Source organism: Streptomyces sp. TRM68416 (assembly GCF_014596915.1).
In the GTDB taxonomy this organism is placed as follows: Bacteria; Actinomycetota; Actinomycetes; order Streptomycetales; family Streptomycetaceae; genus Streptomyces.
Genome location: NZ_JACVWU010000039.1, coordinates 37,227 through 60,836, shown reverse-complemented (window position 1 = coordinate 60,836; position 23,610 = coordinate 37,227). Strand labels below are relative to the sequence as shown.

19 protein-coding genes and 2 pseudogenes are annotated in these 23,610 nt (G+C 71.7%); 8 read left to right on the top strand and 13 right to left on the bottom strand.

The annotated features are described in order from the left end of the window. Positions 1-133: 133 nt before the first annotated feature. From whiA to uvrC, 4 genes are read right to left on the bottom strand one after another with little or no spacing between them, the layout of a single operon-like run. Positions 134-1,123, bottom strand: a complete 990-nt coding sequence (gene whiA / locus ICC28_RS38625) for a DNA-binding protein WhiA (RefSeq protein ID WP_188293539.1) — start codon at positions 1,121-1,123, stop codon at positions 134-136. Continuing rightward, positions 1,114-2,178 (bottom strand): uridine diphosphate-N-acetylglucosamine-binding protein YvcK, encoded by a 1,065-nt coding sequence (locus ICC28_RS38620; protein ID WP_188293538.1) that lies wholly within the window; start codon positions 2,176-2,178, stop codon positions 1,114-1,116. The genes whiA and ICC28_RS38620 overlap by 10 nt, the downstream gene beginning before the upstream one ends. Further along, positions 2,175-3,134 (bottom strand): RNase adapter RapZ, encoded by a 960-nt coding sequence (gene rapZ, locus ICC28_RS38615; RefSeq protein ID WP_188293537.1) that lies wholly within the window; start codon positions 3,132-3,134, stop codon positions 2,175-2,177. Before rapZ ends, ICC28_RS38620 begins: the two co-directional genes overlap by 4 nt. After that, positions 3,131-5,290, bottom strand: coding sequence for an excinuclease ABC subunit UvrC (gene uvrC / locus ICC28_RS38610; RefSeq protein ID WP_188293536.1), 2,160 nt, complete (start codon positions 5,288-5,290; stop codon positions 3,131-3,133). The genes rapZ and uvrC overlap by 4 nt, the downstream gene beginning before the upstream one ends. 226 nt (positions 5,291-5,516) lie before the next feature. Here uvrC and ICC28_RS38605 point away from each other — a divergent pair, with 226 nt between their 5' ends. Further along, positions 5,517-6,497 (top strand): hypothetical protein, encoded by a 981-nt coding sequence (locus tag ICC28_RS38605; protein ID WP_188293535.1) that lies wholly within the window; start codon positions 5,517-5,519, stop codon positions 6,495-6,497. Between the two features lie 93 nt (positions 6,498-6,590). Here ICC28_RS38605 and ICC28_RS38600 read toward each other — a convergent pair whose 3' ends face one another. Beyond that, positions 6,591-7,013 (bottom strand): Rieske (2Fe-2S) protein, encoded by a 423-nt coding sequence (locus ICC28_RS38600; protein WP_188293534.1) that lies wholly within the window; start codon positions 7,011-7,013, stop codon positions 6,591-6,593. Between the two features lie 179 nt (positions 7,014-7,192). Between ICC28_RS38600 and ICC28_RS38595 the strand changes: the two genes are divergently transcribed. Both ICC28_RS38595 and ICC28_RS38590 read left to right on the top strand, forming a co-directional pair. After that, positions 7,193-8,233: a LacI family DNA-binding transcriptional regulator gene (locus ICC28_RS38595; protein ID WP_188293533.1), complete on the top strand. Its 1,041-nt coding sequence runs from the start codon at positions 7,193-7,195 to the stop codon at positions 8,231-8,233. After that, positions 8,230-9,138, top strand: a complete 909-nt coding sequence (locus tag ICC28_RS38590) for a carbohydrate kinase family protein (protein ID WP_188293532.1) — start codon at positions 8,230-8,232, stop codon at positions 9,136-9,138. The genes ICC28_RS38595 and ICC28_RS38590 overlap by 4 nt, the downstream gene beginning before the upstream one ends. Positions 9,139-9,201: 63 nt before the next feature. Here ICC28_RS38590 and ICC28_RS38585 read toward each other — a convergent pair whose 3' ends face one another. After that, complete coding sequence (locus ICC28_RS38585) at positions 9,202-10,065, bottom strand: helix-turn-helix domain-containing protein (protein WP_188293531.1); 864 nt, start codon at positions 10,063-10,065, stop codon at positions 9,202-9,204. A gap of 102 nt (positions 10,066-10,167) precedes the next feature. Between ICC28_RS38585 and ICC28_RS38580 the strand changes: the two genes are divergently transcribed. Further along, complete coding sequence (locus ICC28_RS38580) at positions 10,168-10,725, top strand: YceI family protein (RefSeq protein WP_188293530.1); 558 nt, start codon at positions 10,168-10,170, stop codon at positions 10,723-10,725. A 60-nt stretch (positions 10,726-10,785) separates the two neighbouring features. Here the strand turns inward: ICC28_RS38580 and uvrA are convergent, their stop codons facing one another. Further along, positions 10,786-13,806 (bottom strand): excinuclease ABC subunit UvrA, encoded by a 3,021-nt coding sequence (gene uvrA, locus ICC28_RS38575; protein ID WP_188293529.1) that lies wholly within the window; start codon positions 13,804-13,806, stop codon positions 10,786-10,788. A 222-nt stretch (positions 13,807-14,028) separates the two neighbouring features. Between uvrA and ICC28_RS38570 the strand changes: the two genes are divergently transcribed. Beyond that, positions 14,029-14,715, top strand: a complete 687-nt coding sequence (locus tag ICC28_RS38570) for a maleylpyruvate isomerase family mycothiol-dependent enzyme (RefSeq protein ID WP_188293528.1) — start codon at positions 14,029-14,031, stop codon at positions 14,713-14,715. Between the two features lie 9 nt (positions 14,716-14,724). Beyond that, positions 14,725-15,381, top strand: a complete 657-nt coding sequence (locus tag ICC28_RS38565) for an MBL fold metallo-hydrolase (protein ID WP_188293527.1) — start codon at positions 14,725-14,727, stop codon at positions 15,379-15,381. Positions 15,382-15,942: 561 nt separating this feature from the next. On the opposite strand, the gene aroQ is transcribed toward ICC28_RS38565, so the two are convergent. Continuing rightward, a complete protein-coding gene (gene aroQ, locus ICC28_RS38560) occupies positions 15,943-16,416 on the bottom strand; it encodes a type II 3-dehydroquinate dehydratase (protein WP_188293526.1) in 474 nt (157 codons plus the stop codon). 104 nt (positions 16,417-16,520) lie between these two features. Between aroQ and ICC28_RS38555 the strand changes: the two are divergent. Both ICC28_RS38555 and ICC28_RS38550 read left to right on the top strand, forming a co-directional pair. Then, positions 16,521-17,566, top strand: a pseudogene (locus ICC28_RS38555) (S66 peptidase family protein). A 61-nt stretch (positions 17,567-17,627) separates the two neighbouring features. Continuing rightward, positions 17,628-18,926: an MFS transporter gene (locus ICC28_RS38550; protein ID WP_223190664.1), complete on the top strand. Its 1,299-nt coding sequence runs from the start codon at positions 17,628-17,630 to the stop codon at positions 18,924-18,926. Here the strand turns inward: ICC28_RS38550 and ICC28_RS38545 are convergent. The 5 genes and pseudogenes from ICC28_RS38545 to ICC28_RS38525 all read right to left on the bottom strand — a co-directional run. Beyond that, a pseudogene (locus tag ICC28_RS38545) lies at positions 18,916-19,135 on the bottom strand (ionic transporter y4hA); the annotation flags it as partial. The gene ICC28_RS38550 and the pseudogene ICC28_RS38545 overlap by 11 nt on opposite strands. Before the next feature lie 45 nt (positions 19,136-19,180). Further along, complete coding sequence (locus tag ICC28_RS38540; protein WP_188293525.1) at positions 19,181-19,483, bottom strand: hypothetical protein; 303 nt, start codon at positions 19,481-19,483, stop codon at positions 19,181-19,183. Between the two features lie 129 nt (positions 19,484-19,612). Then, positions 19,613-20,614, bottom strand: coding sequence for a TerC/Alx family metal homeostasis membrane protein (locus ICC28_RS38535; RefSeq protein WP_188293524.1), 1,002 nt, complete (start codon positions 20,612-20,614; stop codon positions 19,613-19,615). Positions 20,615-20,866: 252 nt separating this feature from the next. Beyond that, a complete protein-coding gene (locus ICC28_RS38530; protein ID WP_188293523.1) occupies positions 20,867-22,891 on the bottom strand; it encodes a TerD family protein in 2,025 nt (674 codons plus the stop codon). 70 nt (positions 22,892-22,961) lie between these two features. After that, positions 22,962-23,540: a TerD family protein gene (locus ICC28_RS38525; RefSeq protein ID WP_188293522.1), complete on the bottom strand. Its 579-nt coding sequence runs from the start codon at positions 23,538-23,540 to the stop codon at positions 22,962-22,964. Positions 23,541-23,610: the final 70 nt, after the last annotated feature.

Genomic DNA, 23,610 nt, shown 5'->3' with positions numbered 1-23,610 from the left:
CGTGGGTTCGCCACGTCAGCGAACAGATGCCAGGCTCATGACAGTTCTTGATCGAGTCAAGGGCGCCTTCGGGACGGGGAAACGCCGGTGGCCGCACCCGACAGGGCGCGGCCACCGGCGTGGTGACGGCAGGTCAGCCGACCAGGTTGTCGGCCATCTCCTCGGTGATGCTGGACTCCGTGCCCGGGATACCGAGGTCCTGGGCGCGCTTGTCGGCCATCGCCAGCAGCCGGCGGATACGGCCGGCCACGGCGTCCTTGGTCAGCGGCGGGTCGGCGAGCGCGCCCAGCTCCTCCAGGGAGGCCTGCTTGTGCTCCATGCGCAGCCGCCCGGCCGCGGCGAGGTGCTCGGGGACCTCCTCACCGAGGATCTCCAGGGCGCGCTGGACGCGGGCGCCGGCGGCGACGGCCGCGCGCGCGGAGCGGCGCAGGTTGGCGTCGTCGAAGTTGGCGAGCCGGTTGGCCGTGGCGCGGACCTCGCGGCGCATCCGCCGCTCCTCCCAGGCCAGCACGGACTCGTGGGCGCCGAGGCGGGTGAGCAGGGCGCCGATCGCGTCGCCGTCGCGGACGACGACCCGGTCCACGCCGCGCACCTCGCGGGCCTTCGCCGCGATGTGCAGCCGGCGGGCGGCGCCGACGAGCGCGAGGGCGGCCTCGGGGCCGGGGCAGGTGACCTCCAGGGAGGAGGAGCGGCCCGGCTCGGTGAGCGAGCCGTGCGCCAGGAAGGCACCGCGCCAGGCGGCGTCGGCGTCGCAGGTGGCGCCGGAGACCACCTGCGGGGGCAGGCCGCGGATCGGGCGGCCCCGGCCGTCGACGAGGCCGGTCTGCCGGGCCAGCTGGTCACCGCCCGCGACGACGCGCACCACGTAGCGCGAGCCCCGGCGCAGACCGCCCGGGGCCATCACGATCAGCTCCGAGCTGTGGCCGAAGATCTCCAGGATGTCCCGCTTGAGGCGGCGGGCCGCCATCGCGGTGTCCAGCTCCGCCTCGATCACGATGCGCCCGCTGACCAGATGGAGGCCGCCGGCGAACCGCAGAATGGCGGAGACCTCCGCCTTCCTGCAGCAGGTCCGGGTGACGGGGAGCCGGGAGATCTCGTCCTTCACCGCTGCCGTCATCGCCATGGGCCGATCCTTCCATGCATCCGAAAAATACGGTCGTACGCGGCGGCCAGCAGCTCCGGGTCGTGCCGCGGAGAGCCGTCCCTCCGGGCGACCGGAGCCAGCTCGACCGCGGCCCCGAGCCGCTTGGCGGCCTCGGTGAGCACATCGCGGTCGGGCACGGCGGCCTCGTCGGCCAGCACCACGTCCAGGGCGAGTTTAGGGGCGTGTCGTCCCAAAACCTCCAAATGACGCTGCGGGGAGAAGCCATCGGTTTCTCCGGGCTGCGGGGCGAGGTTCAGCGAGAGTACCCGGCGGGCCTTCGTCTCCGTCAGCGCGTCCAGCAGCTCGGGCACCAGCAGGTGCGGGATCACCGAGGAGAACCAGGAACCGGGGCCGAGCACCACCCAGTCCGCGTCCATGACCGCCTCGACGGCCTCGGGCACGGCGGGCGGGTCGTGCGGGACCAGGTGCACGGACTGCACCTCGCCGGGCGTGAGGGCGACGGTGGCCTGGCCGCGGACGGTGTCGACGTCCTCGGGCCGGGCCGGGTCGTGCCCCTTGACCAGGGCCTGGAGCTCCAGCGGCACCGCGGACATGGGCAGCACGCGCCCGTGCGCGCCCAGCAGCTTGCCGACCAGGTCCAGGGCCTGGACATGATCGCCGAGCTGCTCCCACAGGGCGACGATCAGCAGATTGCCGACGGCGTGGTCGTGCAGGTCGCCCTGGGTCTGGAAGCGGTGCTGGATCACCCGGGACCAGGTCTGGCCCCAGTCGTCGTCGCCGCACAGCGCGGCCAGCGCCTTGCGCAGGTCGCCGGGCGGCAGGACGCCCAGCTCGTCGCGGAGGCGCCCGCTGGAGCCGCCGTCGTCGGCCACCGTGACGACGGCGGTGAGGTCGCCGGTGATCCGGCGCAGCGCGGCGAGCGAGGCCGACAGGCCCATGCCGCCGCCGAGGGCGACGACCTTGGGCTGGGTGCCCCTGCGGCGCGCTCTGGCCCCCCGGACCTCGACGGTCCGGCCGCCGCGTCCGTCGGGCACCCGGCGCAGCCTGATCAGCCGCGGAGTACGTCCTGTCATTCGCGTCCCATGTCCCGGTGTACGACCACCGTCTCCACGCCCTGCGCGGCGAGCCGGGCGGCGAGCTTCTCCGATGTGGCGACCGAGCGGTGCTTGCCGCCGGTGCAGCCGACCGCGATGGTCACATAGCGCTTGCCCTCACGACGGTAGCCCGCGGCAATCAACTGGAGGAGCTCGGTGTACCGGTCGAGGAACTCCTTGGCGCCCGGCTGGTTGAAGACGTACGCCGAGACCTCCTCGTTCAGGCCGGTGTACGGGCGCAGCTCCGGGACCCAGTGCGGGTTGGGCAGGAAGCGCATGTCCACGACGAGGTCGGCGTCGACCGGGAGGCCGTACTTGAAGCCGAAGGACATCACGGTGGCCCGCAGCTCGGGTTCCTCCTCGCCGGCGAACTGGGCGTCCATCTTGGCGCGCAGCTCGTGGACGTTGAGGCTGGAGGTGTCGATCACCAGGTCGGCGTCGCCGCGCAGCTCGCGCAGCAGTTCTCGCTCGGCGGCGATGCCGTCGACGATGCGGCCGTCGCCCTGGAGGGGGTGCGGGCGGCGCACCGACTCGAAGCGGCGCACCAGGGCGTCGTCGGAGGACTCCAGGAAGACGATCCGCCGGGTGACGCCCCGGGCGTCGAGGTCGGCGAGCGACTCGCGGAGGTTGTCGAAGAAGCGGCGGCCGCGGACGTCGACGACGACCGCGATCCTGGCCACGTTTCCCTGGGAGCGGGCGCCGAGCTCCACCATGGTGGGGATCAGCGCGGGCGGCAGGTTGTCCACGACGAACCAGCCGAGGTCCTCCAGGCACTTCGCCGCGGTCGAGCGGCCGGCCCCGGACATGCCGGAGATGATCACCAGCTCCGGGATGGCCGCGTCCACGCCCGCCACCGTCTCGCCGGTCGTGCCCGTACTCACCTGTGCTCCGTCTCCGCCCTGTGCATGGTGCTCGTCCTGCTTGTTCACATTCATGTCTCCTGCCCCCGTCGTTCGTCCGGGGAGCCGATCGTCGCGGGCTCCCCACCGGAACCCATGATGTCGGGTTCCTCCTCCATGATCTCTCCAGTCGCCGTGTTCACGGCCGGCGCGGCGGGTGCCGCCTGGGCGAGGGCCACGGCGATGGCCTCGGCCGTCTTGCGGCCTATGCCGGGCACCTCGCAGATCTGGTCGATGGTGGCGGATCGCAGCTTCTTCAACGAACCGAAGTGCTTCAGCAGGGCCTGCTTGCGCGCTTCGCCGAGTCCGGGTACGTCGTCCAGCGGGCTCGACCGGAAGCGCTTGGCGCGCTTGGCGCGCTGGTAGGTGATCGCGAAGCGGTGCGCCTCGTCGCGGACCCGCTGGAGCAGGTACAGGCCCTCGCTGGTGCGGGGCAGGACGACCGGATCGTCGTCGTCCGGCAGCCAGACCTCCTCCAGGCGCTTGGCCAGGCCGCAGACGGCGATGTCGTCGATGCCCAGCTCGTCCAGGGCCCTCTTGGCGGCGGCGACCTGGGGCTGCCCGCCGTCGACGACGACCAGCTGGGGCGGGTAGGCGAACTTCCTGGGGCGGCCCTCGTCGTCCTTGAGGCCGTTCTCGGAGGCGTCCGGGGTGTACTTCCCGGAGGTGTCGGGGGTGTCCTGGGTGTCCTTCTCGGTCCCGGAGGCGTCCCGGGTGTCCGTCTCGGAAGCGTCGGGGGTGTCCGTCCCGGAGGCGTCCCGGGTGTCCTCGTCCACCCACTCGCCGGTCTTCTCCTTCTCGGCGAGGTACCGCCGGAAGCGCCGGGTGATCACCTCGTGCATGGACCGGACGTCGTCCTGGCCCGCGAAGCCCTTGATCTGGAAGCGGCGGTACTCGCTCTTGCGCTGGAGGCCGTCCTCGAAGACCACCATGGAGGCCACCACGTCGTCGCCTTGCAGGTGCGAGATGTCGTAGCACTCGATCCTGAGCGGCGCGCTGTCCAGGTCGAGGGCGTCGGCGATCTCCTCCAGGGCACGCGAGCGCGTGGTCAGGTCGGAGGCGCGCTTGGTCTTGTGCAGGGCGAGGGCCTGCTGGGCGTTGCGCGCGACGGTCTCCATCAGCGCCTTCTTGTCGCCGCGCTGCGGGATGCGCAGGCTGACACCGGAGCCGCGGCGCCCGGTCAGCCACTGCTGGACCGGCTCCACCGGGTCGGGCAGGGCGGGCACGAGGACCTCCCTGGGCACGGAGTCGCCCGTCTCCTCGCCGTACAGCTGCTGCAGGGCGTGCTCGACGAGGGCACCGGTGGTGATCTCCTCGACCTTGTCGGTCACCCAGCCGCGCTGGCCGCGCACCCGGCCGCCGCGCACGTGGAAGATCTGCACCGCCGCCTCCAGCTCGTCCTCGGCGACGGCGATCAGGTCGGCGTCGGTCGCGTCGGCGAGCACGACCGCGTTCTTCTCCATGGCCTTCTTCAGGGCCTCGATGTCGTCGCGCAGGCGGGCGGCCCGCTCGTACTCCATCTCCTCGGCCGCCTCCGTCATCTGCCTCTCCAGGCGGCGCAGGTACGTGCCCGTGCGGCCGGCCATGAAGTCGCAGAACTCCTCGGCCAGTTCGCGGTGCTCCTCGTCGGAGACGCGCTCGACGCAGGGGGCGGAGCACTTGCCGATGTAACCGAGCAGGCAGGGGCGGCCGGTGCGGGCGGCGTTCTTGAAGACGCCGGCCGAGCAGGTGCGCACCGGGAAGACGCGCAGGAGGAGGTCGACGGTGTCGCGGATCGCCCACGCGTGCGCGTACGGCCCGAAGTAGCGCACGCCCTTCTTCTTGTGACCGCGCATCACCTGCACGCGCGGGAACTGCTCGCCCATCGTCACCGCGAGGTACGGATAGCTCTTGTCGTCGCGGTACTTGACGTTGAACCGGGGGTCGTACTCCTTGATCCAGGAGTACTCCAGCTGGAGCGCCTCGACCTCCGTGGACACCACGGTCCACTCCACGGACGCGGCCGTGGTGACCATGGTCCGGGTGCGGGGGTGCAGGTTCGCCAGGTCCTGGAAGTAGTTCGCCAGGCGCTGGCGCAGGCTTTTCGCCTTTCCGACGTAGATCACCCGGCGGTGCTCGTCACGGAACCTGTAGACCCCGGGAGAGTCCGGGATCTGTCCCGGCCTGGGGCGGTAGCTGGAGGGGTCTGCCATGTTCCACACCCTACTGGCGAGGGCTGACAGCGCGGTGGGCGGCGAGAACGATCCGGGTATCAGGTGTTGTCGGGGCTTGGTCAACACGCTTCAATGCGGGGGAACTCGGGGTCGTGAACGACGGCGTACGGATGTGAAGACGCCCCGGCGCCGACAGGGCGGCCCCGACCGCCCGCGCGAACGGTCTGACCAGCCGTTGTGAACATGTCACAGAAAGGCCCCCTGCATGCTGCATGCCCGAGAGCACGCGGATGTCGCCGCCGTCTCCGACGTGGAACCGCACGCCGGACCGGAGGCGGAACTGGCGGCCACCCTGCGCGGAGGCCCCTTCCATGTGGCGCTGCGCGCCGCGATCGCCGCGCGCGGACTGCCGCTCCAGCGCGTCCAGCACCATCTGACGCGCTACGGCGTCAAGGTCGGCGTCACCAGCCTCAGTTACTGGCAGCAGGGCGCCCGGCGGCCGCAGCGCGCCGAGTCGCTGCGCGCGGTACGGGCCCTGGAGGAGATCCTCCAGTTGCCGGAGGAGTCGCTGATACGCCTGCTCGCCGAGAGCGAGGAGCACACGGGCGCGCAGCGGCCCGCGACCCGCTCCTACCGCTCCCTGGTCGAGGCCACCGACGTCCTGGAGCGGCTGCTGGCCGAGCTCGACGCGACGGCCGACGGCGGGCTGCACCTCCTCGGGCTCCACGAGCGGGTGCGGATCGGTCCGCGCCGCGAGCTGGCCGACCGGGAGGCGCACCACATCGTGCGCGCCCACCGCGACGGCGTCGACCGCTTCGTCGCCGTGCACCACGGCGACCCCGGCTGCACGCCCGCGCGCATGCGCCTGCACGCCCTGGAGAACTGCCGGGCCGGCCGGGTACGGCAGCACCACGCCACCGGCGTCCTGGTGGCCGAACTGCTCTTCGACACCCGGCTGCGGTCCGGCGACACGTTCCTCTTCCGCTACGGCGTCGAGGACGGCACCGCCGGAGTCTCCGGCGAGTACGCGCGCGGGTTCGGCCTCGCGGGCGGCCAGTACGCGCTCCAGGTCCGCTTCGACGAGCAGGCGCTGCCGGTGCGCTGCCACCGGTTCGCCCAGCACTCGGCGGCCGCCCCGCGCAGCGGCCGCCACGAGCTCCGGCTGAGCGGACGACACCACTCTGTGCACCTCGTCGAGCCGCGGGTGCGCTCGGGGATCGTGGGGATCGGGTGGGACTGGCAGTGAGCGGGCGCCGCCGGGGTCCGCCCGGCGGCTGATTCGGGCCGCCCGGCCCGCGACGGCACCGAACGGGCGGCCCGGAGGCCCCCGGCAGCCGCTTCAGGCCGCCGGACCCGCCACGATCCGGCCGCCCTTGGCCTCGACCGACAGCTCCTTCAGCCCCACCGTGGCGGGCGCTTGCAGCACCTCGCCGGTCGTGGCGTCGAACTCGCTGCCGTGACAGGGACAGACGAGCTTCGTCCCCTCCAGCTTGTTGATGGGGCACAACGCGTGCGTGCAGATCGTGCTGTACGCCTTCAGGGTGCCGTCCTCCGCCCGGCTGACGACCACGTTGTGATCCCGGTACAGCCGGGCGCTGCCCTTCGCGATCTCGCTCTCCGCCCCCAGGTCGACCGGCGCGGTCGGCGTGGCGTCCGTCGTGGTGCCGCCCGGTGAGCACGCGGCCGCGCCGAGTCCGGCGACGGGTGCGAGGGCTGCCCCTCGGAGGACGGTGCGACGGCTCGGGGCGGGGCGGCCGGACATGGGGTCTCCACTGGTCAGGGGATGTGCAGGGTGACCTTATCGGCCCGGTCGGCGGTCGGCGGGGGCGGGGCAGGCCGACGTAAACGCTTGCGCAAGCGTTTACGTCGGCTGTCGGATGGGATACGTTCCCGGCCAGAGGAGACCGGCAGGGGCCGGCGGACCGACCGAGGAGGGGCACGATGCCGACCATGGCCGATGTCGCGCGCAGCGCGGGCGTCTCCGTGGCGACCGTCTCGCACGTGCTGAACGACACCCGGCCGGTACTGCCCCACACCCGCCAGGCCGTACTGGACGCCATCGACAGGCTCGGCTACACGCCCAACACCCTCGCCCGCTCACTGGTGACCGCACGCACCCGGTCCATCGGGCTCGCGGTGTCGGCGATCAGCAACCCGTACTTCACGGAGATCCTCCAGGGCGTCGAGGCGGCCGCCCTGGAACAGGGCTACAGCCTGCTCATCGCCGATCCGCACGACGATCCCGAACACGAGCGCAAGGTCGTCCAACTGCTGCACGAGCGACGCGTGGACGGCATGATCGTCGCGCCCTCGGCGGACCCGCGGGACCTGCTCGCCTACCTCCGCCGCCACCAGGTACCGACGGTCTTCCTCGACCGGCTGGTGGACGAGGCGGCGCCGCACTTCGACCAGGTCTGCGCCGAGAGCGCCGCACCGACGGCCCGGCTGGTCACCCACCTCGCCGACCTCGGCCACCGGCGGATCGCCCTGGTCGCCGGCCGCCCGGGGCTCAGCACCACCGGCGAGCGGATCACCGGCTACCGGCACGGCCTCGCCCACGCCGGTCTCCCCTACGACGAGCGTCTCGTCGTGCACGGCGACTCCGAGTCCGCCGGCGCCGAACGCGCCACCGCCGCCCTGCTGTCCCTCGCCGCCCCGCCCACCGCGCTGGTGACCGCCAACAACGCGATGACCATCGGCGCGCTGCGCGCCCTGCGCGACCGCGGCCTGTCCGTGCCCGACGACATCGCGCTGTGCTGCTTCGACGACTTCGCCTGGGCCGACCTGTTCTCGCCCCGGCTCACCGCCGTCGCCCAGCCCAGCAAGGAGATCGGAGCCCAGGCCGTACGCGTGCTCCTGGACCGTCTCGCCACGCCGGACCGGCCCTCCCGGACCGTGCGCCTCGACTGCGCCTTCGTCCACCGCACGTCGTGCGGCTGCCCCGAACAGCACCCGAAGTCCGAGAGAGGAACCGCCTCGTGATCGTCGTCGCCGGTGAGGCCCTGATCGACCTGGTACCGCAGGGCACGGGCGCCCTCGCGGACCTGAAGCCGGCGCTCGGCGGCGGTCCCTACAACACGGCCGTGGCCCTCGGCCGCCTCGGCTCCCCCACCGCCTTCTGCTCCCGCACCTCCCACGACGCCTTCGGCACGGCCCTGCTGGACGGGCTGCGACGGGCGGGCGTGGACGTGTCGGGCGTGCAGCGCGGGCCCGAGCCGACGACCCTCGCGGTCGCCACCCTCGACGCGAACGGCTCGGCCTCCTACTCGTTCTACGTCGACGGCACCGCCGACCGCCTGTTCGCGGCTCCGGACGCGCTGCCCGCCGGAACCCGCGCGGTGTCCTTCGGTACCTGTTCGCTGGTGCTGGAGCCCGGTGCGAGCGCGTACGAGAAGCTGATGCGGACCGCCGCCGCACAGGGCGTGTTCACGGCCCTCGACCCGAACATCCGGCCGGGGCTGATCCCGGACCCGGACGCCTACCGGGCCAGGTTCAGGAGCTGGCTGCCGTCGGTGTCGCTGCTGAAGCTCTCCGCGGAGGACGCGGAATGGCTGGGCGACGCCCCGCACGAATGGCTGGCCGCGGGCCCCTCGGCCGTCGTGGTCACGCACGGCGGCGACGGGCTCACCGTCCTCACCCGGGACGGCGCGGAGTACTCCGTGCCGGGCGAGAAGGTCGACGTCGTCGACACGATCGGGGCCGGCGACACCGTGAACGCGGCCCTGCTGCACGGACTCACAGCCCAGAACGCCCTGTCCGCCGAGGCACTCGCGGCGCTGGGCGCCGACGGCTGGACACGGCTGCTGCGGTTCGCGGCCCGCGCGGCGGCGATCACCTGCTCCCGGGCCGGGGCGGAGCCGCCGTACGCGCATGAGCTGGAGGGCTGATACCGCCAGCCGGAGGTCATCGAAGGGCGGGGCCGGCGTGCGCCCGCGGGGCGGAGGGGCCGGTCAGCGGGCGGTTTCCACGGCCCGCAGGGCTCCGGGGCGGCGGCCGCTGAGGCTGTCCAGGGCGGCGGCCGTCGCTTCGTCGGCGGGCAGGTGCACGATCACCCGCTGGCCGTCGTCGGGCAGCGCGAGCGTCTCGTGCAGCAGCCGCAGCGGACCGGCCTGCGGATGCTCGACCTGCTGGGAACCGACCTGGCGCGGTGTCACGGCCAGGTCGACGTACCGGCCGGTGAACTCCGCCCCCGCGGTCACCGTCAGCTCCTCCGCCAGTTCGGCGACGTACGGATCGCGCAGGGGCACGTCGTGCCGGAGCCGGGCAACCAGGTCGTCGGCGACCCGCTCCCAGTCGGGGTAGGCGGTGCGGGCACGGGCGTCGGTGAACACGTACCGGACCAGGTTGGGGCGTTCCGCGTCGAGCAGTCCGATCGGACCGAACAGCCGCGCGTAGCCGGTGGTGTGGGCGATGACGTCGCCGATCCAGTTGAGCACCACGGCCGGCGCGGGCTCCAGGTGGTCCAGGACGGCCCGTACGGTCGGGCGCGCCGCGCGGCTGAGCGGCGGGGCCGCGGCGCAGACCAGCGGATCGCCGCCGTCCGCCTCCTTGACCAGCCGGCGCAGCAGCAGGCGGTCCCTGAGCGTCAGGTTCAGCGCGTCGGCGAGGGCCCCGAGCACCTGCGCGGACGGGTTGCGGTCCCGGCCCTGTTCGAGCCGCGTGAGGTATTCGACGCTGATGCCGGCGAGCGTGGCCAGTTCGGCGCGGCGCAGCCCCGGGGTACGGCGACGGGGTCCGGCGGGCAGCCCGACCTCGGCGGGGGTGACTGCTTCGCGCCAGGTGCGCAGATAGGTGCCCAGCTCGTTGTCGCTCACGCCGTCGAACGTACCAACGGCCGCGCGCCACAGGGTGTCCCTGCGACTACCAGGCTCGAGCCGGTCTCCCTCGCCGGGCGCCGGACCCGCAGGGTGGAGGGCATGACGAATGACACCGCTGCCGCTGCCACCGCCCTGCCGCTCGCCCCGGGCGACTGGGCCCTCGACCCGCTGCACTCCGCCGTGAACTTCACCATCCGCCACCTCGGCATCGCCAAGGTGCGCGGGCGCTTCGCCTCGGTGCGGGCCGAGCTGTACGTCGGTGAGACCGCCGCGGACGTCCGGGTGTCCGCCTCCGTCGACCTGGCCTCGATCGACACCGGGAACCCCGACCGCGACGCACACGTGCGGGCGTCGGATCTGCTGGACGTCGAGAAGCGCCCGACGATGACGTACCGCTCGACCCGGGTGTACGGCGAGGGCGAGGACTGGACGATGGAGGGTGAGCTGACGATCGGCGACGTGACCCGGCCGGTGTCGCTCGCCGTGGAGTTCGGCGGACTGGTCGACGTGCCGATGAACGGCGCTCGGCATGCCGGGTTCGAGGCTACGGGCGAGATCCGGCGCACCGACTTCGGCCTGGACTTCGCGCCCGGTCTGCTCGGGGACGTGGTGAAGATCCAGCTCGACATGCAGTTCGTGGAGCCGAAGGCCGACTGACGGGGACTGATACGCCGCGCGCCCCACGGCAGGTCCCGTGGGGCGCGCGGCGTTCTGCGGTCAGGCCTTGGCCGACCTGGTCGTCTTCTTCGCGGCCGCCTTGGTGGCGGTCTTCGTGGCCGCCTTGGTGGCCGTCTTGGCGACGGTCTTGGCGACTGCCTTCGTGGCCGTCTTCTTCGCTGCCGTCTTCTGCGCCGCCGTCTTCCTGCGCGCCGCGGGCACGGGGGCGTCGCTGATCCGGTCGGCGCCGAGGATCTCCCGCAGGAACTTGCCGGTGTGGCTGGCGGGCACCCCGGCGACCTCCTCCGGTGTGCCCTCGGCGACCACGAGTCCGCCGCCCGCGCCGCCCTCGGGGCCCATGTCGACAATCCAGTCGGCGGTCTTGATCACGTCGAGGTTGTGCTCGATGACGATGACCGTGTTGCCCTTGTCGACCAGGCCGCCCAGGACCTTCAGCAGCTTGCTGATGTCCTCGAAGTGCAGACCGGTGGTCGGCTCGTCCAGGACGTAGACCGTGCGGCCGGTGGACCTCTTCTGCAGCTCGCTGGCGAGCTTCACGCGCTGCGCCTCGCCACCGGACAGGGTGGTCGCGGACTGGCCGAGCCGGACGTAGCCGAGGCCGACGTCGTTGAGCGTCCTGAGATGGCGGGAGATCGCGGGCACCGCCTCGAAGAAGTTCATCGCCTCCTCGATCGGCATGTTCAGGACCTCGGCGATGGACTTGCCCTTGTAGTGGACCTCCAGCGTCTCCCGGTTGTAGCGGGCGCCGTGGCAGACCTCGCACGGGACGTAGACGTCCGGGAGGAAGTTCATCTCGATCTTGATGGTGCCGTCGCCCGCGCAGTTCTCGCAGCGGCCGCCCTTGACATTGAAGGAGAAGCGGCCGGGCATGTATCCGCGGACCTTCGCCTCGGTGGTCTCGGCGAACAGCTTGCGGATGTGGTCGAAGACGCCGGTGTACGTCGCCGGGTTGGACCGCGGGGTGCGGCCGATGGGCGACTGGTCGACGTGCACGACCTTGTCGACGAGGTCGTCGCCGTCCACACGCGTGTGCCGTCCCGGAACGCTGCGGGCGCCGTTCAGCTCGCGCGCCAGGTGCGTGTACAGGATGTCGTTGACCAGGGTGGACTTGCCCGAGCCCGAGACGCCGGTGACCGCGGTGAACACACCCAGGGGGAAGGACACGTCGATGTCCTGGAGGTTGTTCTCGCGGGCGCCGTGCACCGTGAGCTGCCGGGCGGGGTCCCGCGGGCGGCGGATGTCGGGCAGCGGGATGGCCTTGCGGCCGGACAGGTACTGCCCGGTCTGCGACTCGGTGTTGGCGAGCAGTTCCTTCAGGGAGCCGCTGTGCACGACCTTGCCGCCGTGCTCGCCCGCGCCGGGGCCGATGTCCACGATCCAGTCGGCGACCTTGATGGTGTCCTCGTCGTGCTCGACGACGATGAGCGTGTTGCCCATGTCGCGCAGCCGGACCAGGGTCTCGATCAGCCGGTGGTTGTCACGCTGGTGCAGACCGATGGACGGTTCGTCGAGGACGTAGAGGACACCGACGAGACCGGAGCCGATCTGGGTGGCCAGGCGGATGCGCTGGGCCTCGCCGCCGGAGAGCGTGCCGGCCGCGCGGTTGAGCGAGAGGTAGTCCAGGCCGACGTCGACCAGGAACCGCAGCCGCTCGTTGACCTCCTTCAGCACCCGTTCGGCGATCTTCTTGTCACGGGCGTTGAGCTTCAGCTCGCCCAGGAAGTCCGCGCAGTCGCTGATGGACATCGCGGAGACCTCGGCGATCGACTTCCCCATGATCGTGACCGCGAGGACGATCGGCTTCAGGCGCGTGCCCTCGCAGGTGGGGCAGGGCACCTCGCGCATGTAGCCCTCGAAGCGCTCACGGCTGGCGTCGGACTCGGCCTCGCTGTGCCGACGCTTGACGAAGGGGACGGCGCCCTCGAAGGGGGTCGTGTACACGCGCTCGCGGCCGTACCGGTTGCGGTAGCGGACCTCGATCTGCGTCTTGTGGCCGTGGAGCAGGGCCTTCTTGGCGCGCTGCGGCAGACCGGCGAAGGGGATGTCCGTCCGGAAGCCCAGGGCGTCCGCGAGAGCGCCGATCAGGCGGCCGAAGTAGTCCTTGGTGTGGCCGTGCGACCAGGGGTGGATGGCGCCCTCGTCGAGGCTCTTGTCCTCGTCGGGCACGATCAGCTCGGGGTCGACCTCCATGCGCGTGCCGATGCCGGTGCACTCGGGGCAGGCGCCGAAGGGCGAGTTGAAGGAGAAGGAGCGCGGCTCCAACTCCTCGAAGGACAGGTCGTCGTAGGCGCAGTACAGGTGCTCCGAGTACATGCGCTCGCGCTCGGGGTCGTCCTCGGGGAGGTCGACGAAGTCGAGCACGACCATGCCGCCGGACAGGCCGAGGGCGGTCTCGACGGAGTCGGTGAGGCGGCGCTTGGCGGAGTCCTTCACCGTGAGGCGGTCGACGACCACCTCGATGGTGTGCTTCTCCTGCTTCTTCAGCGTGGGCGGGTTGGAGAGCTGGACCGTCTCGCCGTCCACCCGCGCGCGGGAGTAGCCCTTGGTCTGGAGGTCGGCGAAGAGGTCGACGAACTCGCCCTTGCGCTCGCGCACCAGCGGCGACAGCACCTGGAAGCGGCTGCCCTCCGGCAGCTCCAGGACCTTGTCGACGATGGCCTGCGGCGACTGGCGGGAGATCGGGCGGCCGCACTCGGGACAGTGCGGCTTGCCGATGCGCGCGAAGAGCAGGCGCAGGTAGTCGTAGACCTCGGTGATGGTGCCGACCGTGGAGCGCGGGTTGCGCGAGGTGGACTTCTGGTCGATGGAGACCGCCGGTGACAGGCCCTCGATGAAGTCGACGTCCGGCTTGTCCATCTGGCCGAGGAACTGACGGGCGTACGAGGAGAGCGACTCCACGTAGCGCCGCTGGCCCTCGGCGAAGATCGTGTCGAAGGCCAGCGAGGACTTGCCCGACCCCGACAGGCCCGTGAAGACGATGAGCGAGTCGCGCGGGAGGTCGAGCGAGACGTTCTTCAGGTTGTGCTCGCGCGCTCCACGGACAATGAGACGGTCGGCCACGCCGGTCCGCACCTTTCTTGAGAGAAGTGACAGGGGCGAGGCCCCCGTCTTCCTCAGACTAGGGGGAGCCACTGACAACGCCGGTCGGATTCCCGGATGCATAACAATCCCCGGCCATCCAGCATGCCCGACGCCACGTCCGACCATATAGCACGTGCATTCGATTTACGGCACTACTTCACCACCTTCACCCGAAGGGGTGGCGGGACTAGGGTCAGCAGCATGATTGATCACGCTCATGACCTGGCCTCTGTACGTGACGCGACGGACCGACTGCTCGCCGCGGTCGCCAAACTGGACAACGCCTCGGTCGCCGAGCCGTCACGGCTCCCCGGCTGGACCCGCGGCCATGTGCTCGCCCACCTCGCCCGCAACGCCGACGCCCTGGTGAACGTGTTCGAGGGGCGCCCCATGTACGTCTCCGCCGAGGCCCGCGACGGCGACATCGAGCGGGACGCCCCGCGCCCGCTGGACGTCCAGCTCGCCGACGTGCGCGAGAGCGCGGCCCGCCTCCAGGAGGCCGCGGACGCGCCCGCGGACTGGTCGCGCACGGTGGAGTTGCGCAACGGCGTCACCGACGTGGCGGCCCGGGTGCCGTTCCGGCGGTGGGTCGAGGTGGAGCTGCACCACGTGGACCTCGGGATCGGGTACGAGCTGGAGGATCTTTCGGAGGAGTTCACGCAGCGCGAGATCAACTTCCTGACGGACCGATTCCGGGGCCACCCCGAGCTGCCCGCCGTCATGATCGTGGAGGACGACGGTCGCCAGATCCCGACCGGTGGCCATGAGGGAGACCCCATCACCGTCAGCGGCCGCCAGGCCGACCTGCTCGGCTGGCTCTGCGGCCGGCGCGACGGATCCGCCCTGACCGCAGTCGGCGGCCCGCTCCCGAAGCTCCCCCCGCTATAGGCTGCCACCATGACGTACAGCGGACAGGTGACGGTCGGCGGCCCGGCGGACGTGCACGAGCTCAAGGACCTGATGATCACCAAGATCGCGGTCGGTCCCATGGACAACAACTGCTATCTGCTGCGCTGCCGGGCCACCGACGAGCAACTGCTGATCGACGCGGCCAACGACGGGGACACCCTGCTCGGCATGATCGGCGACGACGGCATCGCGTCCGTCGTCACCACCCACCAGCACGGCGACCACTGGCAGGCCCTCGACCAGGTCGTCGCGGCCACACGCGCGCGTACCTACGCCGGCCGCGCCGACGCCGAGGGCATCCCCGTGCCGACCGACGTCCTCGTCGACGACGGCGACGTCATCCGGGTGGGGCGCGTCGAACTCACCGCACGCCACCTGGTCGGCCACACCCCGGGCTCGATCGCCCTCGTCTACGACGACCCGCACGGGCATCCGCATGTGTTCACCGGGGACTGCCTGTTCCCGGGCGGCGTGGGCAACACCCGCAAGGATCCGGAGGCGTTCGCCAGTCTGATCCATGACGTCGAGACGAAGATCTTCGACGTGCTGCCGGACGAGACCTGGGTCTACCCGGGACACGGCAACGACACGACGCTGGGCGCGGAGCGGCCGCATCTGCCGGAGTGGCACGCGCGGGGGTGGTGAACGAGGGGGTGCGCGCCGGGCGCGCACCCCTGCCCACGCGCCGGGCTCGCACTCCCATGCGCACGCCCGGCGCGGATCCTCTTCCGTACGCCCGGCGCGGAGCCGTTTCTGCCCGCCCGGCGCGCGCCACTCTTGAGCGCCCGCGCAGGGCGCCCGCCAGGGGCGCCCACCGCAGCTGGTCCACACGCAGCCCGGCGCGCGCCCCGCGCCCACTCCCCCGCACGCGCCGGAGCGTTCCGCGGTCCACGCGCCCCGTGTGAACCCTTCGCACGCACCGGCGTCATGCGCGCGCTCCCGGCGCATGTCGTTGCGCAGTCAACTGGAAGCAGCCCGCACAGGAAGACGGCTCCTGCGCGGTACGGGCCGCCGGTCTCCTCATCCCCGCCCTCGACCGGCGGCCCGGGCGCTCGAGCGACGCGCCCCCACGGCGGCCACACGACGGCCACGCGGCAGCCCCGGCGGCTGGACCCGGCGCGCGCCCGCCCCGCGCGCCGGTAAGGAGCGCGCGCCACGGACGGCGCCCCTTACCTCCGCCGGTACTCCTGCCGCTGCTCCCCGGCCCTACACCTCGCCCCGCGCCGCGCCCACCAGTGCCGCAACCCGCTCGACCCCGAAGACGTATCCCTGTACGCCGCACCCCGCGATGACCCCGTCGGCGCGCAGCGAGACGTAGGAGTGGTGGCGGAAGGACTCGCGCTGGTGGATGTTGGAGATGTGGACCTCCAACACCGGCATGCCGTCGCAGGTGTTGAGCGCGTCCAGGATGGCGACGGACGTGTGCGAGTACGCGCCGGGGTTGATGACGATCCCGCAGTGGTTCAGCCGCGCCTCGTGGATCCAGTCGACCAGTTGGCCCTCGTGGTTGGACTGGCGCAGGTCCACCGTGCCGCCGTGCGCGGCCGCCGCCTTGGCGCACATCGCCTCGACGTCGGCGAGGGTGTCGGAGCCGTAGATCTCGGGCTGGCGCTGGCCGAGGAGGTTCAGGTTGGGGCCGTTGAGGATCATGATCGGGGCGTTGGCCAGGGTGCGGGGCACGGTTCCTCCGGTCCGTTCGAGGTGGCGCGGCCCGGGGAGGGCCGCTGCTCAGACCCGGTTTATCACGGTGCGCGGGCGCTGCGACGGCCCCTACGCTGCCGGGCATGACGACGATCTCGTACCCGCCCAAGCCGTCGCCCGGCGACCGCATAGCCGTCATCTCACCCGGTGCGGGCCTGCCCGGACTCTTCCCCCGCCCCTTCGAACTGGGCCTGGAACGGCTGCGCAAGGAGTACGGCCTCGAACCGGTCGAGTACCCGACGACCCGCACGATGGGCGCGACTCCCCAGGACCGGGCCGCCGACGTCAACGCCGCCTTCGCCGACCCGGACGTCAAGGTGGTCATGGCCTCGATCGGCGGCGACGACCAGCTCACCGTGCTGCCTTTCCTGGACCGTGAGTTGATCCGCGCGAACCCGAAGCCGTTCTTCGGGATGAGCGACAACACGAACCTGCTCGCCTATCTGTACAACACAGGGATCGTCGGCTATCACGGTGCGACCGTGATGACCGCCCTCGGGCGCCCGGTGGCCATGGACGCGCTGACCCAGGACTCCCTGCGGGCGGCGCTGTTCACCTCCGGCGAGTACGAACTCAGGCCCGCCGAGCGCTGGAACGACGTCGACCGGGACTGGGCGGACCCCGCCACCTTCGAGGCCGAACCGCCGAGCCGGCCCGGCACGGGCTGGACCTGGACGAACGCCGACCGGGTGGTGGAGGGCCGCAGTTGGGGCGGGTGCCTGGAGATCCTCGGGTGGCTGCTGATGGCCGACCGGGAGATCGCGCACGACCTCTCGCGGTACGACGGCGGAGTGCTGCTGCTGGAGACCTCGGAAGAGCTGCCGAGTTCCGAGGAGGTCTTCCGCACCCTGCGGAACATGGGCGAACGCGGGCTCCTCCAGCGTTTCTCCGCGCTGCTGATGGGCCGGCCGAAGACCTGGACGTCGAGCGCCCCAACAGCCCGGAGGAGGCCGACCGTTACGCCGCCGGACAGCGCGAGGCGGTCCTGCGCGCGATGCGGGCGTACGCCCCCGACACCCCGATCGTCTTCGACGTGGACTTCGGTCACACCAGCCCGCAGCTGGTCATCCCCTACGGCGGTCTCGTACGGGTCGACGGCCCGGCCCGGCGCATCACCGTCACGTACTGACGCGGAACCTCCGCCTCCACGCGCCCCGTAACCCGCGGTCACGGTGGGTGGTTGACGCGGCATGCACGACGTACGCACCGTAAGGGCACCCTCCATGCTGCGGCTCGCGACCGCCTCGCTCGCCGGGACGGCCATCGAGTTCTACGACTTCTTCGTCTACGGGACCGCGGCGGCGCTGATTCTGGGGCCGCTGTTCTTTCCCACGTTCTCACCGGTGGCGGGGACGCTGGCCGCGTTCGGGACGTTCGCGGTCGGGTTCGTGGCGCGGCCGCTCGGCTCGGTGCTGTTCGGGCACATCGGGGACCGGCTCGGACGCCGGCCGGTCCTCGTCGTCTCGCTGCTGCTGACGGGTGCCGCCACCGTCGCGGTCGGCTGTGTGCCGACGTACGACACGATCGGGGTGGCCGCCCCCGTGCTGCTGCTCGTCCTGCGGTTCCTGCAGGGCCTCGGGCTCGGCGGGGAGTGGGGCGGGGCCGTGCTGCTGACCGCCGAGCACGCGCCCGCCGAGCGGCGGGGGCTGTGGACGAGCTTTCCGCAGATGGGGCCCGCGGTCGGCTTCCTGCTCGCGAACGGCGTGACCCTGGCGCTGGCGGCGATGCTGTCCGAGGCGCAGTTCGCGCAGTGGGGGTGGCGGGTGCCGTTCTGGGCGGCGGGCGTGCTGGCCGTGGCGGGGCTGTGGCTGCGGTCGTCGCTCGCCGAGAGTCCCCGGTTCCTGGAAATCGACGACCACGCGCGCGTGCCGCTCGCCGAGGTGGTGCGCGACCACTGGCGGCTCGTCCTGCTGACCGCCGGTGCGCTCGCGATCGGGTATGCGATCTTCTACGCCGTGACGACCTGGTCGCTGGCGTACGCGACGGAGCGCCTCGGGGTGAGCCGTACGGTGATGCTGGTCTGCATCATGGGCTCGGTGCTGGTGAAGGGGTCGCTCACCCCGTTCGCGGCGCTGCTCGGGGACCGGTACGGGCGGCGGCCGTTGTGTCTGGCCGGCTGTGCGGCGGCCGCGGTGTGGATGTTCCCGATGGTCTCCCTCCTGGCCACGGGTGTGCCGCTGCTGATGTTCGTCGGCTTCCTGGGCGCGATGGTCGCGTTCATCACGATGTTCGCCGTCATCGCCGCGTACCTGCCGGAGCTGTACGAGCCGCGGGTGCGGTGCACGGGTGCCGCGGTCGGCTACAACCTCGGCGGGGTGCTCGGCGGCGCGCTCACGCCGATCGCGGCGACCGCGCTCGCCGAGCAGGGCGGCCGGGTGCCGTGGGGCGTGGGGGCGTATCTGACGGGCATCGCGCTGCTCAGCCTGGGGTGCTTCGCGCTGCTGCCGGAGACGCGCCCGGCGCGGGCGGTGGCGCCGGTCAAGGATTGATCGCGAGTTCCAGGTACGCGGCGAGCAGCACCAGGTGCACGCCTCCCTGGAGGAGCGTGGCCCGGCCCGGAACCACCGTCAGGGAGCTCACCACGACGGTCAGGGCGAGCAGCACCAGGTGGGTGGGCCGAGGCCGGGGCGGGCGCGAGGTTGAGGCTGGTCTGCACGCGGTCGCGGCGGGCGGACCGCAGCGCGGCGCGATCGTCAGGGCCAGACCCAGCAGGCCCGGGCTGATCAGGGCGGTGCGGTGCGGGCTACTTGAGGTCGCGTGCGTCCAGCAGGTCGCAGTTGGTGAAGCGTGGCTCCTGGGTGCACAGGGCCATCAGCTGCTCCGACAGCTTGGTCGTCTCCGGGTTCTCGTTGTTGCGCATGGCTTCCTCGTACGACGCGAACTCGATCACGGCGAGGTAGCGTCCCGGCGTGTCCCGGTCCTTCAGCAGGATGCGGTGCTGGGGCCCGCCCTCCTGCCCCGCCGTGCGCCGACTCGCGTCTTCGAGCAGTTGCTCCATTTCGTCGAGCCGCTCGGTTGTGAAGTCGATGATCTGTACGAACTTCATGTCTGCCTCCGACGGCCGGGGCGCCCCCGGGCCGGGGAACGCGTACAGGACCAAGCAAGCACCGGGAGCGGTGCTCGGCAATTCGCCGAGCACCGCTCCCGGTGATGGTTGTTCCTACGCCCGGAGCCGTCAGGCCTTGATGTCGTCCTTCGGAGCGCCTTCGCTCTCGCTCTGCGCCGTCTCGGCCGCCGCCTGCTTCTTGGCGGCCCACAGACTGGTGACCGTGGTGATGATCAGGACCGAGCAGATCACGCCGAGGGAGACCGGGATGCTGATCTCCGGGACATGCACCCCCGACTCGTGCAGCGCGTGCAGCACCAGCTTGACGCCGATGAAGCCGAGGATGATCGACAGGCCGTAGCTGAGGTGGATGAGCTTCTTCAGCAGGCCGCCGATGAGGAAGTACAGCTGCCGCAGCCCCATCAGCGCGAAGGCGTTGGCGGTGAAGACGATGTACGGGTCCTGGGTCAGGCCGAAGATTGCGGGGATGGAGTCGAGCGCGAACAGGACGTCGGTGGAGCCGATCGCGAGCATCACGACGAGCATCGGGGTCATGACCCGCTTGCCGTTCTGCTGGATCCACAGCTTGGTGCCGTGGTAGCGGTCGGCGACACCGAAGCGGCGCTCGGCCGCCTTGAGGAGCCTGTTCTCCTCGAACTCCTCGTCCGCCTCCTCGGCCCGGGCCTCCTGGATGAGCTTCCAGGCGGTCCAGATCAGGAAGGCCCCGAAGATGTAGAAGACCCACGAGAAGCTCGCGATGATCGCGGCTCCGGCGGCGATGAAGATCGCGCGCAGCACCAGGGCGATCAGCACGCCGATGAGGAGCACTCGCTGCTGGTACTGCGAGGGCACCGCGAACTTCGCCATGATCAGGACGAAGACGAAGAGGTTGTCGACGCTCAGCGACTTCTCGGTGATGTAGCCGGCGAAGAACTCGCCGGCGGGCTGTCCGCCGCCGAAGAACAGCAGGCCGAGCCCGAAGAGGGCCGCCAAGACGATCCAGACGACCGTCCAGGTCCCGGCTTCCTTGATGGACACGTCGTGCGGCTTGCGGCCGATGAAGAAGTCGACCGCGATCAGGGCGGCAAGGCCCACGACCGTCAGGACCCACAGGGTCACGGAAACATCCACTGCGCCTCCGGCAGTACGTAACGGCAAATGTCAGCGTCGTCGCTGCCGGAGGTCTCTTCCACCCGCGCACGGGCCGACGCCCCGGGATCCGACCGGATCCGTATTGACGGGTACGCCGCAGTAGACAGGGAGTACTCCCCTCCGCACGGAAGAGAGTACCCAATCACCAAGGATTGGTAAAGAGGGAAGCAAAAGAAAAGGCAAAAGCCAAGGTCAGAGGACTTTACATATGCTTGGTAAAGGTCTTGACGGTCAGCGGTTCCAGGCGCGGCGGGCCGCGGCGACCTGCGCGAGCACCTGCTGGAGCACTTGACTGCCGGGCGGCACGAGCGGGGGCTCGTACGTCCAGGCGTGCCCCACCCAGGGGTCGGCGAGATGGTCCGAGGGCACCGGGGTGAGTCGCAGCAGCGAACGCCACAACGGGTCCAGCAACGGGCCGTAGGCGGAGGCATCCTCCCGGTCGGCGACCATCATCAGGTGGACGCCGACGGCCGGGCCCTCGTCGGCGAGGTAGCGCAGCTGGTTCACCGCCCGGTCGTCGAAGCCGTGCGGGAAGTCATTGACGATCACCAGTTGCTCGGAGGTGTCGAAGCCTGGCGGCAGGGACTCCGAGGCGCCACCGCGCACGGCCATCTGCACCAGGTCGACGCGCTGCGTGAGTCGGCCGAGAACGTCCGTCACCCCGGCCGCCCCCGCCGCAGGCGGAGCCGCGAGCACGCCGGACTGCGCCAGCGGAGCGAGCGCCTGCGCCCCGGCCCCGGCCGGGTCGATGACGTGGACCGTGAAGTCGCCGGCCGGGTGGACGGCGAGCAGCCGGGCCGCGTGCGACACGGCTGTCTCCAGCGCGAGGCGGCGCAGGTCGTAGGAGTCGGCGAAGTCGCCGTCGAGGGACGCGGACGGTCCGCTGTCGATCCACAGGCCACGCTCCAGCGGCAGCCGGACCAGCATGGGGATGCGCAGCGGATCGCTCTCGGGCAGGTGCAGGTCGCCCAGGCGCAGCGCCATGGGCGTCTCCATGGGCACGCGGTACGCCTGCCAGACGGGACTGTCCCAGCGCGCGTACGCGTACGGCAGCGCGGGCTCGACGACCTCGGACTCGGCGGTGAGCTGGGCGAGGTCCCGGTCGAGCGTCGCCCTGGCCTGGTCGACGAGCTGGGCGTGCTTGGTCTGGGCCGCCTCGCGCGCGGCGTCGCCCTGGCCGCCGATCCGGCTGCGCGGGTCGGACAGGACCTGGTCGAGCTCCTTGTCCCTGCGCGAGTCGGCGAAGTCGACGGCGCTGCGGTAGGCGGCCGTCGTCCGGGCCAGGTCCTCGAACATGCCCCAGACCTGGTTGTACAGCCGCTCGTCCATGGACCAGCCGGTGGCGTCCCCCGCGACGGGCTGCCCGGGCTGCCCCGGCCGGGCCGGGGACGCGGGCGGGGCGGGCGGTGGCGGCGTGGTGTTGCGCCGCCGGGGGTGGCTGTAGTCGATCGGGCCGCCTGCGGGGGCGGCGGGCGGGTCGGACGGCGTTCCCGGATGTCCGGCCTGCGGGGTTCCGGCGGCGGGGGTGCCCTGGCCGCCGTAGGGCGAACCGGCGGTCGGCGGTACGGCGCCCTGCGTGCCGTAGGGGGAGATCTGGCCCGGGGTGCCCTGGGGCGTCGGGCCGGTCTGGTCCGGGCCGGGTGCGGCCGGTTGGCGTGAGCGGTCGGTGTCCGCCGTGCGTGGCGGCGCGGCGACCGAGCGGGCCAGGCCCTGGGCCACCGCTTCGTTGATGCCGTTGGCGAGCAGCCCCGCCTCGGGCAGGTTCTGGTCGGCGAGGAGCTCGGCGAGCCCGCCCGCGTAGCCCTGGCCGATGGCGCGCACCTTCCAGGCGCCCTGTCGGCGGTAGAGCTCCACGGCCACGACGGCGGACTCGGCGTCGAGGCCGGTGATGGTGTAGCTCGCCACCTCGGTGCCGTCGAGGCCGGTGACCGCGACGAAGGGGGCGGCGACCGCGCCGAAGCGGACCGGGCCGCCCGCTCCGGTGGGCAGGGCGAGCAGCACGCTGACCCGGTGCACGGCCGCCGGCACGGCATCCAGGTCCACCGCGAGGCGATGGTCGGCGGCCGCCTGCCGGGAGACCTCCAGTCCCGGCAGGGTGGGTGCGCCCGGGTGGGCCACCCACTCCGTGCCGTGGACCTTGCCGTCCTCGTCGCTGAGCGTGGCGCCCGCCACGACCGGCGTGCCGGCCGAGACCCGGATCTCGAGACGGGACTGGGAGAGCGGGTGGTTCTGTCCCCGCACCAGCTCGGCCGTCATCGCCTTCTCCCCCTGAGTACCTGTGTCGCCGTGTTCGTTTGTCGTGTCGTGCGCTGCTCGCCCGCGGGCCTTACAGGTGCGGCAGGATCGCCGGCATCAGGTCCTGGAAGGTCCGGCCGTTGGCCGGGGTGCCGATGGCGGTCATCGTCCAGCCCGGGCCGTTGCGGTGGACCTTGGCCATGATCTGGGCGGTGTAGGCGCCGCCGCCCGCGAGCGTGTAGCGGGCCAGCTCCTGGCCGTTGGTCTCGTCGACCAGGCGGCAGAAGGCGTTCTGCACTTCCTGGAAGGTCTGGCCCGTGAAGGAGTTCACGGTGAAGACGATCTGGTCGATGTGGACCGGGATGCGGGCCAGGTCGACGAGGATCGCCTCGTCGTCGCCGCCCTGGCCGACACCGCCGACCAGGTTGTCACCGGTGTGACGGACCGAGCCGTCGTCGCTCACCAGGTGGCGGAAGAAGACGACGTCGACCGGCTGCTTGTCGGCGAACAGCACGGCGGAGGCGTCGAGGTCGACCTCCCGCGTGCGCGAGCCGAACAGGCCGCGCCGGGGGGCCGCCTGCCAGCCGAGACCCATGCGCACCGCGGTCAGGCTGCCGCCGTCGTTCTTCTGCAGACTGATGGCCTGACCCTTGGTCATGTTGACGGTCACGCGCTGATTCCCCTCTCGAACTTCCCCTGTTGCCGCGGTGTCCGCGGATGACGAGAACCCTACGCAGGGG